Source organism: Arthrobacter sp. Dra40 (genome assembly GCF_059091905.1).
This window is the reverse complement of record NZ_JBNHHB010000134.1, coordinates 1-14,285: the sequence shown is the minus strand read 5'-3', so window position 1 is coordinate 14,285 and position 14,285 is coordinate 1. Positions and strand designations below refer to the sequence as shown.

The window sequence follows — 14,285 nt, the reverse complement described above, 5'->3', positions numbered from 1 at the left end:
GGCGGAGCCAAGCGGCTCCGCCCCTCCTTGCTGCTTAGCCGGCTGGCACCCGGGCCAGGCCAAGGACGCCGTCTCCTGCGGGATTCTTCAATCTGCTATTCGGCTGAACCCGAGGGCTCTTTGCCGGACTGCTTAGCCTTGAGTTCCACATGCCTCTGGTAGATGCCCGCTACCGAGCCGACGAACCCGAAGATTGTCATGGCGGCACCGCTCCAGAAGAGTCCAGTGGAATTTGCGTTGCCCGACAAGATGATGCCAACAGGGATTAGAAGCCCAAAGCTCACGATGGAAATCGTGCTCTTCATATCCTCACCTCAATGTGTTCACCGTTGGACTAGCTACACGTGAAGACGTCAGCCGTCGGCCCGGCTAAAAGCCGCCGGCCCCACTCCAAGGCCAACTGCTCACGCAGCACTATCAATTGGAGCTCCGATTGATCTTCCGTAGCCCAATGGCCGCCACGACCGTGAGAGCCATGCCCGTGACGGCTTGAAATATGGGAAATTCACCGAATGCCACAGCCGAAAAACAGGCAAGCGCAAGAATGACTAGCCCCACAGTAAAAAGTGATTTGAAGACCAACTTATTTTGAGTGGACAACGTCTTTCCTCCCCATGACGACTGTTGAGTTACCTACTATCCACATGACTGCTCGGCATCAAAGCCCGACTTGATGGTTGAGGCGGCGGCGATAGCAAGTCCTGCGGCTGCAATTCCTGCTAGACCTGCCGTCGCGGTGGTAACTCCGATAGCTGAAATAACGAATCCTGCGTAGGATACTCCCACGAAGGCCGCGTCCCACATGCACTTACCGGTGAAGAGTCCAAGAGGGTCTGAGAGATTGATGGGGTCGTCGGCGGCATAGGCGTAGCGGTTGGCGTTGGTTGGGTCCAGGGGCGCGTCGATGGTATCTTGCTGGGCCCACCGCCCGGTGCCGGGATCATAGTAGCGGGCCCCGAATTTGACCCACCCTGTGGTGCGGTCCTGGATGCCTTGTTTGAACAGGTACGGGTTTTGGGCGATGGCAGCGCCGCCGGAGCCTTTGGTCAAGGTCGGCACCCCGTAAGGATCGTAGGTATAGGCGAATGCGATGTGCGGCCCGGAGCTGACGAGTGCTGCTGGGTTGCCGGTGCCGTCGTAAATGTAGAGCGCGTCGAGGCCGGCGGCGGTGCGCAGCACGAGCGGTTCCCCGGTGACCGGGTCGTGTTCGATGTAGGCGGTGCCGCTTCCTCTTTTGAGCTGTTCGATCACGGGCAGCCCTTGGGCGTCTGTCCGTCCGTAGGTGTACTGGTAGGTTCCTTCCGGGGTGGTTTGGGAGATGAGTTCCTGCTGCCCTGCCCCGCCATACGTGTAGTTGTAGGCGGTCCCTTCAGCGGTTGCGGTCTTCATTTGCCCGGCCGCGTTGTAGGTATAGGCCCCGTCGGGGTCAGCGGTGAGGTTTCCGGCCCCGTCGTAGGCATAGCCGTTTCTGGTGATCTGGTTAGCCGGGTTGTACGTGGTGGTGTCGGTGCTGGTGCCACCGCTCTTAGCGGTTGAAGCGGTTAGCCGGTTGCCCCTTGAGTCGTAGGTGTAGGAGTAGGTCACTGGGGCGCTGCCACCGGTTGTCGCGGCCTTCGCCAGACGCCCGGCTCGGTCGTAGGTGTAAGCCGTGGTGGCACCGGTCAGGTTGTCCTTCAGCCACTGGATCTTGGCCCGGTCATTCGTCACCGACGCACCGCAGGTGCTGCCGGCTGGCCCTGCCGTGTAGCAGTAGTCCAGGTCCAAAACCGGGGAGATGCCGTACTCGTTCCATTGTTCGGCCACCACCTTGATGACTCGTCCGCTGGTGTCGTAATCGGTATGAGTGTGTGCCTTGAATGCCGTGTTGCCCGTGTTTGTGTCGAGCCAAGTGTCGGTGCGGCGGCCTTTGTCGTCAGTGGCGAAGTTGACCAGGGTGCGGTCACCGGCCGGACCGTAGCTCATCGAGGTCGCGACCCCGGAGTCATCGAAGGTGTAGTTGGTGGTGCCTCGCGTATCGCTTACCGAGATGAGGTTTGAGGCCTTGTCGTAGCCGTAGGTGATCTTCCCGCCGCCGGCGGTGTTGATCCGGCCGATGAGCCGATTGAGCCGATCGTAAGTGTAGGTGGTGGTTCCTGACCCGGTGGTGCGGGTGATTACGTGGCCGTCACCGTTATAGGTGTAGGAAACCGGGGCGGTGGCGTCGGAATAGGATATCCCTGTGAGTCGGTCGGCCGGATCGTAATTGTAGGTGGCAGTTTTGCCGTTGCCGTCGGTCACGGTTTTCAGCCGCCCCCACCCGTCCCAGGTCAGGGACTTGGAGCGCAGGGATGAACCGGTGACAGGGATGATCGAGACCAACTGATTGTTGGCGTCATAGCGGTAGCTGGTGGTGTTGGTGCCGTTGCCTGGTGCCAGGGCCGTCGCGACAGTGCCGTTCGGGTTGTAGGTCGCACTGGCGGTCGCCGCAGTCGCGTCCGTCGAGGTGAGCAGGTTCCCGGCTCCGTTATAGGCAAAGGTGGACTCATTGCCGGCATCGTCGGTGGCTGAGGTTGCGAGGTACCTGGTTTGGGCCGCCGTATTTCCGTAGCCTGCGGCGAAGGTGGCTCCACCTGGGGCTTGGCTGGCGGTCAGTGATTGGCCGTTGTTGGCACCATATGTATTCGTGAGCGTGCCGGACTGCGCGCCGGCACCCAGAGTGTTGGTGAGGGTATCGAAATCGGCTGTGTAGGTCGTCGACCGCTGGCGGCCTTCAGGATCCGTCACTGTCGCCACGCGCAAGCCGCTGTTCAACGTGTAGGCGGTGTGGGGGACCGACGTGACTGCCGCTGCCGGGTCTGTGTTCGGCCCTGCCACCAGTGTCCGGGTGGCCGATGGGTAGGTCAGGCGGGTTAGCGAGTCACCGGGCAGGCCTGTCCCGGTGTTCTCCTGCCTGATTGAAGCCACCCTGCCATTGGTGTCGTAGCTGAATCGGGTGCGATTTCCGGCCGGCGACACGATGGCTGTCAGGCGCTGGTTGGTGTATTCGAACGTGGTTTCTTTGCCCGATGCATCGGTGAAGCCCATGAGGTTGCCGACGTAGTTGTCCGGAGTGAATTTCACTGACCGGGTTTGGGTTCCGCTGGTCTGGCTGATCCCGGTGAGCACGCTCTCCGACCCGTATTTTAGGTGCGCTGTTCGGGCCCCGGCGGTCCCTCGGGTTGCCTCAACCTGCGTGGGCCGGCCGGAAGCGTAGGTGATTTTGGTGGTGTTGTTGTTGCGGTCTGCGAACGAGACTGCCTGGCCATCGTCATTGAAAGAAACCACTTGTCTGGATTGCCGCCAGGTCAACGTGTAACCTGTGGTGGTCTTCAGCAGGTCAGCCTTCACCCCTGCTGGCGGCACGAAGCGGGTCGTTGACCCGGACACTGGGGTGAAGACGGCCGAGAACCCGTCTCCGGCGGTGAACAGCACGCCCTCCGGGACGGTCGTTAACGAACCGGCCGAACCCAGCACGGTACGCCACTGTGCCAGTTCCGTTGTGGGGTTGAGACCTGCCCGGGAGTTGTGTACGAGGCCTATCGGCACGTCCTCGCCGATCCCCGGCAGCGTCATCGCATTGATCGCTACCAGAAGGTTCCCGGTCCCGACATCGACCGAGGCGGAAACCTTATCCGAGACCGGCACCGGCAATCGGGTGGCGCCTGGGCGGGCTCCCAGTAACCCGATCGTGTTCTGCGCCGATGAAGAAGCCCCGGGCAGAGCAGCCGGCAGCACAGCCTGAGCGGGGCCAGCCAAGCCAGTGGTCAAGGCTATCGCTACGACCGTTGCTGTCGCCGCCAGCAGGTGACGATGGGCGAAAGAACGAGAAGAACGGAAAACAGGACCAATGAATGATTTCATGCGCGAACGCGACTCTATTAACACGTTTACCCCCCAGCACGTGAATGATGTGGGCAACGCTAAGCCTGAAAACAACTCCTGTAAAGGCCGAAAAGCATATGCTGAAGTTTCTGAAGGCAATCTTGGGTGTTAGTTGGAAAGGCGGCGAAAATGCCGCGTCTTTGTCGAGCGAAACGCAGCCTTTGCCCTGCCCTGGCCAAAGCTAAGCTCGGCTGAGCAGGTGAAGGAGCTTCGGCGGGCCTTTCCGTTAGGCTGCGCCGGCGGCGCGGGAGCGGCCGGGGATCTGGAGCTCCTCCACGGCCATCGTCTCGGTGTCCAGCACGACGGCGTTGCCGCGGGTGAACTCCTTGTCCAGCACATGCACGCGGGTGTCTGTGTTCGGCAGCAGCGCGGTGCGGCGCTGGTGCCAGTGTCCGGAGAACACCAGGGATGGGCTGGTGTTGCGGACCGCGTCCCTGACGAGCAGACGGTTCCGGTAGGACTCGAGCTCCATGAGCTCCGGGATCTTCATGGTCGAGACAACGTCAATGCCGGCCGGCGCCTCATGGGTGATGAGCACGTCCAGCGGAGCCGTGCCAAGGCGGTCGACATCCGCTTGCTCGACGTTCTCTTCCTCCCACCAGGTCAGGTTTTTCACGCCCCAAGGCCTGTCGACCGAAAACGCGCCGCCAAGTGCTCCCCACTGCCGGCCACCCAGTTCCCACCGGTGACCGCGGGGTGCGTACAGCAGCCGGTCAGTGATGACACCGAAGCCGTCCGCGTTCAGCGGCAATGCCCGCAGGTCGGGGTGCACGTCGTGGTTGCCGTCAACGAAGATCAGGGTGACCTCGTCCATGTCGAGGCTCAGTTCCAGCTCATCGGTGAATCCGCAGGTGGGGTCGGCCGGGTCCGGCCACAGCACTTTCAAGTCGCCGACGTGGACGATCGTGTCGATGCCGTTCCGTTTCGCCGTGGCGATGGCCTTCCAGGCCCAGCTGCTGCTGCCGTGCCAGTCGCCGGCGATCATGATCTTCATACCCGTTTACTATGCAGGCCGGCCGGTTCCGGCTGTCACCTGCTGTGTCCCGTCGGGTGACGGGAGCGTCAGCCGGTTGGTGAGAAAGCCCAGCTGGCGACCCAGGCCCAGTCCTTCCACCGGGATCTCAAACGGCCACGGGCAGTCGTCCAGGAAGGTGCGGTAGGACTTGCCGGCCAAGGCGACCAGCAGCGGGTCCGGCACACCGGCCAGCTCGGCGGTCAGCTGATCGGTCACGGTGCGGCACCAGCGCCAGGTAACCAGTGGGGTTGCCCTTGCCGAGCTGCACGTCGTACGGCTCCAACACGGTGTAAAGGTGCACCAGGCCGTGCTTGGCGCTGAGGATGTACCAGCGGTCGCAGGTGGCCGCGGCGTAGGCCGAGGCCTTGCGGAACAGCTGCGAGGTGTACAGTTCACGGGCCGGCGCAGGGCGGTCCAGTTTTGGTGGCCGCGCAGCCCACCAGCCCGATGCGGTGGATCCCGGTCTCGGGGGTGCTGTGCTTCATGCCCTGTCTATGCACCCCGGCCGCTTCCGGCTGTCGCCTCACACAGAAGGTCATGACTACACAAACAGCATCAGCGGTGTCCGCCCGCGAGAGCGCCTGAGCGAATTGCCTCTCTCACAGCAATAAATGCTCAGATAGCTAGACACAGGGATGCAGTGAAGTAGTGCCCGAAGCCTTGCGACTACGGGTATTTTCTACTTGAGCATTTGCTCAGATAGGTCGGGATCTCACAGTCCTTTCCTTCCTTTCCTTCGAGATCCCGGCCTGTCTGAGGATTGCTCAGATAGGCCGGGTTTATGAGTAGGCGGCTGAGAACCAGCTGCGAGGTTGTTTCCAACTGCAGGGGCGGCGAATTCCTTGGATCTCCTTGGCGGCATGAGCCGCGACGAACTTCGCGTCTTCTCTTGGGGTGCGGCCTCCGTCTTCGCGCTGGTGGCTGGCGTCTGGCGTCCGCGCAGGTTTCATTGGACCGCGCTTGCTTCGGTTCTGCTCTTCGCGGCCCTCAACGCGGGTGCCGGGATCTACGTACTGAACCATTTCCGTGATTCGCGCTGGTCGGCAGGGGGAGAACCGCCGCTGAGCGCACCATCTCTTTCCGGGACGCCCGTTGTCGGGCAATTTCTGGGCCCCTTGGACTCCGCCCTGAACGGGGTGGTCGGCGGGGTGAACGAGTTCCTGGCATTCAAGCAGGCACTTCCCGTAGCGCTGGACTTCCTTGCCGCGTCAGGCTGGGCCCTGCTGGTGTCGTTCCCGCTTGCCGTCCTCGCCGCCTGCCTCAGTTTCGCTGCGACCAGGCGCCGAACGGCGAAGTTCGAAAAATACCGTGCCACCGTTGATCTGCTCAAAGATGAGCTCGAGCAGATCAAGCGGCAGCTCTCGTCAGAGAATTCCGTTGCCACGGCGAACTCTGCAGAGGACGAGGTCCCTGATGTGCGGCCAAGACTGCCCCGCAGAGGATGAATCAGGTAGAACTTGATCCTGCGCGCCCGAGCGTGGAAGACGGCAAGCGCAGCTTTCCTCGGCTTTACCAGCACCTGCTACCTGTTGAGCATTGCCGTCGACTCCGGTTCAACCTGCCCTCGACGAGTTTGCCCGCCGTTAACAAGGGGAAAACCGCCCAAATCCCATAAGTTGAACGCTCCGTCCCAGCCCGGCCTCATGAGGCTGACAATGCATAATGGAGGCCCTGATATTCCATGCCAGGGTGGCGGGAATGCCCGGATATTTGAAGAAGATACGGGGGTCCGCTCAGGGCAGAGGAAGCGAGAATCCTGGCACCTCTCACATGAAGTTCCTGAACTACAACGCCAACAAGGCGGCCTGCAAGTCCAAAAACCGCAAAAGTCCCCTCGATCCAAGAGGGTAGTGGTACTGCGCGGAAACCCATTGACAGTTGGAAACCGCAGGCGTATGTTGGCGGACGCTGGGCCCGCTGCGCCTGGGCTGGGGGGAACGCAGGGACCGTGGTTCTTTTACCGGACCTGTCGCCACTACGGCATCCAACGCATATCCGTGCAGGAGGAGCGGCCCGCCCTCCTGCCCGCCCGGGAGTCCCACCATGACCATCAAGAAATTTCTGTGCCTGCCCTTTTTCGTTGCGCTCTCCTTCGCCGCTGGGGCAGCGCCAGCCGGCGCGACCCTTGAGGAGGAGGAAGCCCCCGCCCCGTGGCCGCCTCCGGACACCGGGGGCGAGTACCTGCCTGTCCCCGACGATTACTACGCCCCGGTAGAGATCGAGGCATGCGGCACGACCGTCACCATGGAATCCGGAGACGTTCGGGACGTCCACTACAAGGCCCGGGTGAAGCAGAACGGGTCGACAATGGTGAAGTTCCGGGGCGGAGCCACCGTCGATCTGACACGGGCCTCGGACGGTGCGTTCATCGACGAACTCGACGTCTCCGGACCGGGCTATCAACACTTCTCTGCCGATCAGCTGACCATCGTGGACTCACTCAGGGGCTCCTCTATCATCTTTCCAGTAGGTGCCGTTGACGCCGCAGCGCTGGCGGAGGAAGGCTTCCCGGAGTTCTTCTACTATGAGCGGGGTTGGCTGAGCATTCATACCCAACTCTCCGAAGACCCGGCGGCGGTCGAGCCTGACTCGGTGGATATCGTGCTGAACACCACTCGACACGTGCACGATATATGCGAAATGCTCGACGACGCGGCCGGGAAGTAACACGTCTTACCAGGCTCCGGAGAGGAGTAGCGGAAATTCAGGGCAGGTTCCGCAACGGCACCACAACTCTTCATTACTACACGGGTGGGTCGTGGCGTCCACCCGGCTGGACAATGGTGTTGGAATTGTACGGGCCGTCTCGTCACCTGTGCTCCCTGTAAAACGCGCAGCCACTATTGAAGTGTTGTTTAAGCCACGCCTTCACCAACGCCTGCTTCTGCTACGTAGTTGTTCTCCATCAGTGCCAAGGGGAGGGTGCCGGGGAAGCTGACGCCGTCGGGAAGGGTTTCCGGGAACTTCAATTGCTGCTTCCCCGTACTCGGCCATGACTTCCTTGGCCTGCATCGTCAGAGGTTCCCGTGCCTCCTCCGATACCGGCTGGGTCGGTGACTGTGTCGGCCTCTGCGCCGGTCTCGCAGAACCCGCTTGATTGCCGCAAGACACCAAGATGAGGGAACTGGCAAGGACACACACGCCAGCCCTGCTAATGAAGTTGTCTTGCTCATGAATTTGCAGGCCCTCGCAGTGAAAGAAATCTTTGGGACAGCGGCGCGCTCCGGCCGGGAGCGATCCTTTAGGGCTTAGCGGACAATCTTGAAATTGAAGTCGGCCGTGCCGAGGGCGCCCATGAGGCGGAGCCAGAGGGGCAGGAGCATTTCGGCACCTCTGGCGGTGGTGATGTCACCCAGGTCGATGACGTCCTCATGGCCGAAGTCTCTCAGGAGCCCGATGACGGTGTTCTTGGCGTCGGCGTCGTTCCCGGAAACGAAGACCGTGCCGGCCTCGGGGAGCCGCGCCGGGTGTGCCATGAGACCGGCATTGAGGGTGTTGAGGGACTTCACCACGCGGGCGGCGGGGAAGGTGCGCTGGATCTGCTCACCGAGGGAGTCGGTGTCCTTGACGAACAAGGTTGGGGGCATGCCTTGACTGAAATCGAGGGGGTTTGCGATGTCGAGGATGACCTTGCCATCGAGGTTCCCGGCACCGGCCGTGCTCAGGATATCCAGGGAGGCGCTGCCGGTGGTGGCGTTGACAATGAGTTCGGCCCCGGCCGCGGCGTCGGCGAAACGCGCGACAACGATGCTGGCGTTCTCTGCCGCCCAGGCGGCGAAGGAGGCGGTGCCCGCGGTGTTGTCGCCGGTGCGGGCAAGTGTGGCCTCGGGGTCGCGGGTGCCGATGGTGACGGCATGGCCGAGGCTGACCAAGCGTGCTGCGATCGTCCGGCCGACGGTGCCGGTTCCAAGGACTGCGGTTTTCATGGGGGCTCCTTGTTCCGCGGGGTTGGTCAGGAGGTGTCAGCGGGTGGGGATCCTTCTTAAGGCCGGCAGCAGCGGAGGATCAAAGGCGAAGGTGGCCAGTCCGCTTGTCAAGGACCATCAGCGCATGCGAGTGGCGGTCCGCCATCCGGTGCCGGTACACGCGAAGATATACCCACGGGCGGAATAGTCAAGCATCATTGGCATCGCCAGGTGTCCACAGGGAATCTCCAACGGGGCTTCAACGTCTCACCTGGGGCCCAAACCTTCTGGTGCAGGATGCGGCTGTGGATACCGGGCGCCCGCCTTACCCACCGCCGCGCGTCGGCGTGTGTCCTTTTCGGGCGTCGTCGGGCATGGCCATCTCGGCCCGCAGGCCGAGGAGCCGGATGGGGCGGCCCTTTTCGATTGAGCCTACGAGATCCAAAGCCCGCGCGAGGATTTCGTGCCGGTCGAAGGTCTCGGGAATCTTTCTGGCGTGGGTCTTGGTGAAGAACGGCGCGTACCGGACTTTAAGGGTCAGCCCCACCACAGGCCGCCCTTCGGCCACAACATCCTCAAGGACACGCGCTGCCAGCTCCCTGACGGCGTCGTCAACCTGGGCAGGCTCCGTCAGGTCATGCTGGAAGGTGGTCTCCCGGCTGTGCCCTCGGGCAACCCACGGGGTGTCGTCCACAATGCTGGCGCCGTCCCCGCGTCCTAGCTCCGCGTACCAAGGACCCATCTTGGGGCCGAACTCCGGGACCAGGTCTTGGGGGTCGGACGCGGCGAGCTCGGCGACGGTGTCGATGCCGAGCTTGGCCAGCCGACCCGAGACTTTGCTTCCAACGCCCCACAGGTCCTTGGTGGGCCGGCTGCCCATGACGTCGAGCCAGTTCCCGGCAGTGAGACGGAAGACGCCGGCAGGCTTGCCAAAACCGGTGGCCACCTTGGCTCGGATCAAGGTGTCGCCAATGCCGACGCTGCAGTGCAGTTGCGTTCGCTCAAGGACGGCGGTCTGCATCTGCCGGGCGTAGGCTTCCGGGTCTTCTGCCTCAATGCCAACAAAGGCTTCATCCCAGCCCAGCACCTGCACGGTGGCGCCAGGCTGCGCGCGCAGGGTAGCCATCACCGTCTCAGACGCCGCCAGGTAAGCCTCCTGATCGACGGGCAGGATGATGGCATCGGGCACCTTCCGGGCGGCAATGCGCAAGGGCATTCCGGAACCCACGCCGAACGCCCTGGCTTCATAGGATGCGGTCGACACCACAGCCCGCTCCGTGGGGTCGCCCCGACCCCCGACAATGATCGGCTTGCCCGCAAGCTCCGGCCGCCGGAGCACCTCGACCGCAGCGATGAATTGGTCGAGATCTACGTGCAACACCCACCGGATTCCGCTCACGCCCCCAGCCTGCCACAAACATTCCCGGCAAACATCGGCTTTCCACCGAGCTTGGCCGCTGAACTCCACTGCAAGGGTTTCAACTGGAAGGCTAGTGCTTGGTACTGCCAGACCCGAATGCTCTCAGGGCGGGCAGTCCCTGACCGGACCAGTTGAAAAGGGTGAGGTTGGTATGCCGGTTGCAAACCCCGGGGGACGCGTCAACTCCTGGCAGCCAACCGGGTTCCCAAATGAAATAACCTGCGCCACGCCCGCCCGGTACTTCCGTCAGGAGCTGGGTAAGTGCTTGAAAGAATTTGGCTTGGCCTTCCGGCGTCGGCGGATAGGCTGCCGCATCCGGGAGTGCGTCCGGGCTCGTGATCACGCTCGGACAGCCGGCGTCGCTGGTGAGCGTCCAAGGATAACCTGTTTCAGCAATGATGACGTCCTTGCCATACCGCGAAGCCAACGCGTGGACGTTTCGCCGCAGATCGCTAAGGGGTCCGTGCCAGAACGGATAGTACGAGAGCCCGATCAAGTCAAATCGGACTCCGCTTTGATGCAGGTGATCAAAGAAGTAAGTGGAGCCGATGGAGTCCCCGCCGGTATCGCTGTGGATCATGATCTGAGGCGGGTTGGCTCCATTGCCTGCCCTGGCTCCTCTGATGCCCGCCTTCAGCAGCTCGACGAATCCGGCCCAGTCCTCACCTTCAACCTGGTATATCTGACCGATGGGCCAGAGCATTCCGCGACTGACTTCGTTGCCGACCTGAACGATGTCCACGGGCGTCCTTTGATCGGCAAAACTCGCTATGACGGTGCGCGTATACGATTCCACGGTCCGAACGAGGTCAGGGCGGCTCAGGTTCTGCCAAGCATCCGGAGTAAGCTGCGTTGTCCTGTCGGCCCACGTGTCGGAATAGTGCAAATCCAGCAGGATTTTCATGCCCGCTTTGTGCGCCCGTCGTGCCAGCGCCAGGACGGACGTCAGATCGCTGGTCCCTGGCGGCGGATCCACCCACAACCTCAGCCGCGCATAGTTCGCCCCGCGGCTCGCAAGGATTGTCTCTATAGCTGCTTGCTGACCGTTATCACTCACCTTCTGGCCGATGGCTTCTTCTTGAAGGGTGAATGAAATGTCAACGCCCCGGATTCCGAGCGAGGGCGAGACAGCCCCCGGTGAAAATGACGCCGAAACTGCTAAAAGGCTCACGAACCAAATCGAAATGATGCTTGGCCGTCGCCGGTAGCGTGCTGTGTCCAATAAGGCCACAATCTGCCGGGAGCCAACGATGTTCATCATCAAATTACCCGTACCGTCCCGTACTGTTTCTTAGCCTCATGACGGTGTACTGATCCGCCTGCCAGCAGGTCCACGACCATGGTGACCATTCCCGGCCCTCGTATCCTTGTTCGAGTTTAAGACAGCAGACCTCCACGACAAATGATCTGCCGGGCCGGAATGGCCTCCGCCCAGAGCCGGACAGACGGGACATAGCAGATGGCGACAATGCGTTCATCAGGTACTCAGCCAGCATTGTGCCGCAGCCGAAAACTTTATGGTCAGCGTGATGGGCTGGGACGAGACGCCTCATCTTTCCTCCTCTTTAGGGTCCCCGCTAGCGGATGAAAACCAAGACGTAAGCCGGGTAGGCCGCCATGGCGGTGAGGGCCAATGCGACCACACCGGTTGCGACGGTCAGAGGAAACGCAACCGTGATACGCAGAGTCTCGGGGAAGGGTGATCCATTGGACCGTGCCGCCTCTTTGGCGTGCAGGAGCGGTACCGCCGTCGTCACGATTCCGTAGCCCGCCGCCCCCAGCAGGCAAAGAAATACATACCCGTAAGCGTTCGTCTGGGCTTCCCCATAAAGGGCGGCCGCAGACAGAACTGCGGAGGTGAGGGCGTGAGGCATGATCAGCCGCGTAGGTAGGGGCTCGAGGCTGCCGTGTGCCTTTGGCGTAACACGAAACGACAGCGGTTTGGGCCTGATTTTCTGAATGACGGCAGCCATTGTGCCCCACGCAATGTACGGCCATCTAGCAAAAGCGTACAACCAGTTTTCCCAGCTTACGATCGGTGCGCTTGGCGGCCGGAGCAGGCCTTTACTGCGGAGACGAAGTGTAATTCCCTGCAGAAGCAGACTCAACACGATCCATCGGGCGAGGAACTCAAAATAGTTCACATTAACCCAGGGCGCGCCGCTCACTGCCGCAACGACAGGCAATGCAATCCCCGCCAGTGTGGTGACGGACAACAGGGGATAGTAGGACAGAGCGAAAAGGAACCGAATGCGCAGCGGCCAGGAGAAGCGGGCCAGATGGCGCGGCACCATATCGAAGAAAAGCGTGACGAGGCTGCGCGACCACTGGAATTCCTGCATGACCATTGCTGCGAAGGTATGCGGGCCGTCGCCGTGCGCTTCCGCGTTGTGGGCAAATGCAGAGCTCCAGCCCGCGGACGTCAACAGGAACGACGTCGAGAAGTCTTCGGCGAGCTCGGGGCCCAGCCCCCCAACAGTGGCCAATGCCTGTGTTCGGACTGCGTAATGCGATCCGATGCATGATGGGGCGAGGCCATCGGCATGGCCAAGTTGGACTGGTCCGTGGAAGGTGGCTTCGCGGTGAAGACGCCCTCGTGCTGCCCAAGAGGTGGCGGCATTGGAGTCATTGACACTTGGTGCTGCCACGTACCCGATGGCCGGATCCGAGAAGGGCCGTACCATCTCGGCCAGATAGGTGACCGTCGGAACGTGATCACAGTCCAGCTGCACGACGACGTCGTAGTCGCTGTAGCCCCAGTTGTCGTAGAAGTAGGCCAAGTTGCCCTCTTTGCACCTTGTACGCCGCGGCCAAACGGAACGGTGGTAATCCTCGACTCCCCGACGAGATGACAGGAAGACCCCGTGCTCGCGACACCATTCCCGGACTTCATCCGCAGGATCTTCATCGCACAGCCACACATCGTAGGACTGGGGAAAGCTCTGGTGCAGCATTGCGTTGAGTGTTCCTTCTGCCACTGGCCAGGGTTCGGAGGGTGCTTTCGTCACGACGAATGCCGTTCGTAGTTGCGGTATTGGCAAGTCCGGGTCCACCCGCCGGAGCCTGTTGACCACCACCAGGAAGTAGCCGGGCTGATACGACAGGTAGAAAAGGAGGACCGAGTTGATGATGAGCCCGACCCAGCCCACCCGGTGTTCCGGCTGCAGCCACCAACTCCAGAACGACACGAAAGCGAGCAACCAGCAAGCTGTCAGCAGACCGACGAAGACCCGGTCGAACGTCCCCAGCGCCCGCATGAAGGTACCTTCGCGAGCCGCTGCCAGCGGTGCTTTGCTGCCTGACAGAACGGGGCCGGCCGGGCTAGTTTCGATGACGTAGGTCGCTTCTGGCCCTTGCGCTCCTGAGAGGTGAGGCTCACGGCTCATCGACGGGCTATCTGCATTCATGCCCGCGCCCCTTCATTGCTCTGTAGGTCGCCGTAACCGAGGGGGTGCCTTTGTTGAAACCGCCAGGCGTCGCGGCATATGTCCGTGAGATTCCTCCGGGCTTTCCACCCGAGTTCGGCCTCTGCGCGGGCGGGAGACGCGACAAGTTCCGGAACGTCTCCGGGCCGCCTGCCGACGATGCGGTACGGAATTTCCCGGCCGCTGACGGAGGAAAATTCCTCGATGAGGCCCAATACGGACGTGCCGATTCCGGTTCCCAGATTGTAGCGCCGGAAGCCGCCAACCAGACCCTGTTCCAACGCCAGGCGGTGGCCTTCGACAACATCCATTACGTGGATGTAGTCGCGTATGGCCGTGCCGTCGGGAGTGGGGTAGTCGTTGCCGTAAACATTCAGCTCGTCGAGCCTGCCGGCGCCGATCTGAGTGAGTAGGGGCATAATATTCCCTGGTATCCCGGCGGGGTCTTCGCCCAGGAGGCCGCTTTCATGTGCACCCGCGGGGTTGAAGTATCTCAAAGCCGTCACGGACCACTCATGATGCCGAGCACACAGATCTTCCAGAATCTGTTCACACATCCATTTGCTCTTCGCATACGGATTCCTGGGTCCTGGCTCCGTCATTTCGTCAATTGGTACTAC

At 61.8% G+C, this 14,285-nt stretch carries 12 protein-coding genes; 2 read left to right on the top strand and 10 right to left on the bottom strand.

Annotated features, from left to right (window positions below; all coding sequences use genetic code 11):
- Positions 1-95 precede the first annotated feature (95 nt).
- The 5 genes from AC5RWT_RS27285 to AC5RWT_RS27265 form a co-directional block, all read right to left on the bottom strand.
- The gene (locus tag AC5RWT_RS27285; RefSeq protein WP_494082929.1) at positions 96-305 is read right to left on the bottom strand and encodes a hypothetical protein; all 210 of its coding nucleotides are present in this window, start codon (positions 303-305) and stop codon (positions 96-98) included.
- Positions 306-636: 331 nt separating this feature from the next.
- Entirely contained in the window at positions 637-3,663 is a 3,027-nt protein-coding gene (locus tag AC5RWT_RS27280; RefSeq protein ID WP_494082928.1) for an RHS repeat domain-containing protein, read from the bottom strand.
- A 463-nt stretch (positions 3,664-4,126) separates the two neighbouring features.
- Entirely contained in the window at positions 4,127-4,894 is a 768-nt protein-coding gene (locus AC5RWT_RS27275) for a metallophosphoesterase family protein (protein ID WP_494082927.1), read from the bottom strand.
- A 9-nt stretch (positions 4,895-4,903) separates the two neighbouring features.
- The gene (locus AC5RWT_RS27270) at positions 4,904-5,131 is read right to left on the bottom strand and encodes a hypothetical protein (RefSeq protein ID WP_494082926.1); all 228 of its coding nucleotides are present in this window, start codon (positions 5,129-5,131) and stop codon (positions 4,904-4,906) included.
- Positions 5,022-5,291 (bottom strand): DUF6884 domain-containing protein, encoded by a 270-nt coding sequence (locus AC5RWT_RS27265; protein WP_494082930.1) that lies wholly within the window; start codon positions 5,289-5,291, stop codon positions 5,022-5,024. Before AC5RWT_RS27265 ends, AC5RWT_RS27270 begins: the two co-directional genes overlap by 110 nt.
- 484 nt (positions 5,292-5,775) lie before the next feature.
- Here AC5RWT_RS27265 and AC5RWT_RS27260 point away from each other — a divergent pair, with 484 nt between their 5' ends.
- Both AC5RWT_RS27260 and AC5RWT_RS27255 read left to right on the top strand, forming a co-directional pair.
- The gene (locus AC5RWT_RS27260) at positions 5,776-6,360 is read left to right on the top strand and encodes a hypothetical protein (RefSeq protein WP_494082925.1); all 585 of its coding nucleotides are present in this window, start codon (positions 5,776-5,778) and stop codon (positions 6,358-6,360) included.
- A 598-nt stretch (positions 6,361-6,958) separates the two neighbouring features.
- Positions 6,959-7,582, top strand: coding sequence for a hypothetical protein (locus tag AC5RWT_RS27255; RefSeq protein ID WP_494082924.1), 624 nt, complete (start codon positions 6,959-6,961; stop codon positions 7,580-7,582).
- Between the two features lie 581 nt (positions 7,583-8,163).
- Here the strand turns inward: AC5RWT_RS27255 and AC5RWT_RS27250 are convergent.
- The 5 genes from AC5RWT_RS27250 to AC5RWT_RS27230 form a co-directional block, all read right to left on the bottom strand.
- On the bottom strand, positions 8,164-8,841 hold the full coding sequence (locus tag AC5RWT_RS27250; protein WP_494082923.1) for an NADPH-dependent F420 reductase: 678 nt from the start codon (positions 8,839-8,841) through the stop codon (positions 8,164-8,166).
- Positions 8,842-9,145: 304 nt separating this feature from the next.
- Complete coding sequence (locus tag AC5RWT_RS27245; protein ID WP_494082922.1) at positions 9,146-10,219, bottom strand: DNA polymerase IV; 1,074 nt, start codon at positions 10,217-10,219, stop codon at positions 9,146-9,148.
- A gap of 91 nt (positions 10,220-10,310) precedes the next feature.
- The gene (locus AC5RWT_RS27240; protein ID WP_494082921.1) at positions 10,311-11,501 is read right to left on the bottom strand and encodes a glycoside hydrolase family 53 protein; all 1,191 of its coding nucleotides are present in this window, start codon (positions 11,499-11,501) and stop codon (positions 10,311-10,313) included.
- 316 nt (positions 11,502-11,817) lie between these two features.
- On the bottom strand, positions 11,818-13,647 hold the full coding sequence (locus AC5RWT_RS27235; RefSeq protein ID WP_494082920.1) for a glycosyltransferase family 2 protein: 1,830 nt from the start codon (positions 13,645-13,647) through the stop codon (positions 11,818-11,820).
- A partial coding sequence (locus tag AC5RWT_RS27230; protein ID WP_494082919.1) for a GDP-mannose 4,6-dehydratase occupies positions 13,644-14,285 on the bottom strand: 642 nt, incomplete at its 5' end. The genes AC5RWT_RS27230 and AC5RWT_RS27235, both read right to left, overlap by 4 nt.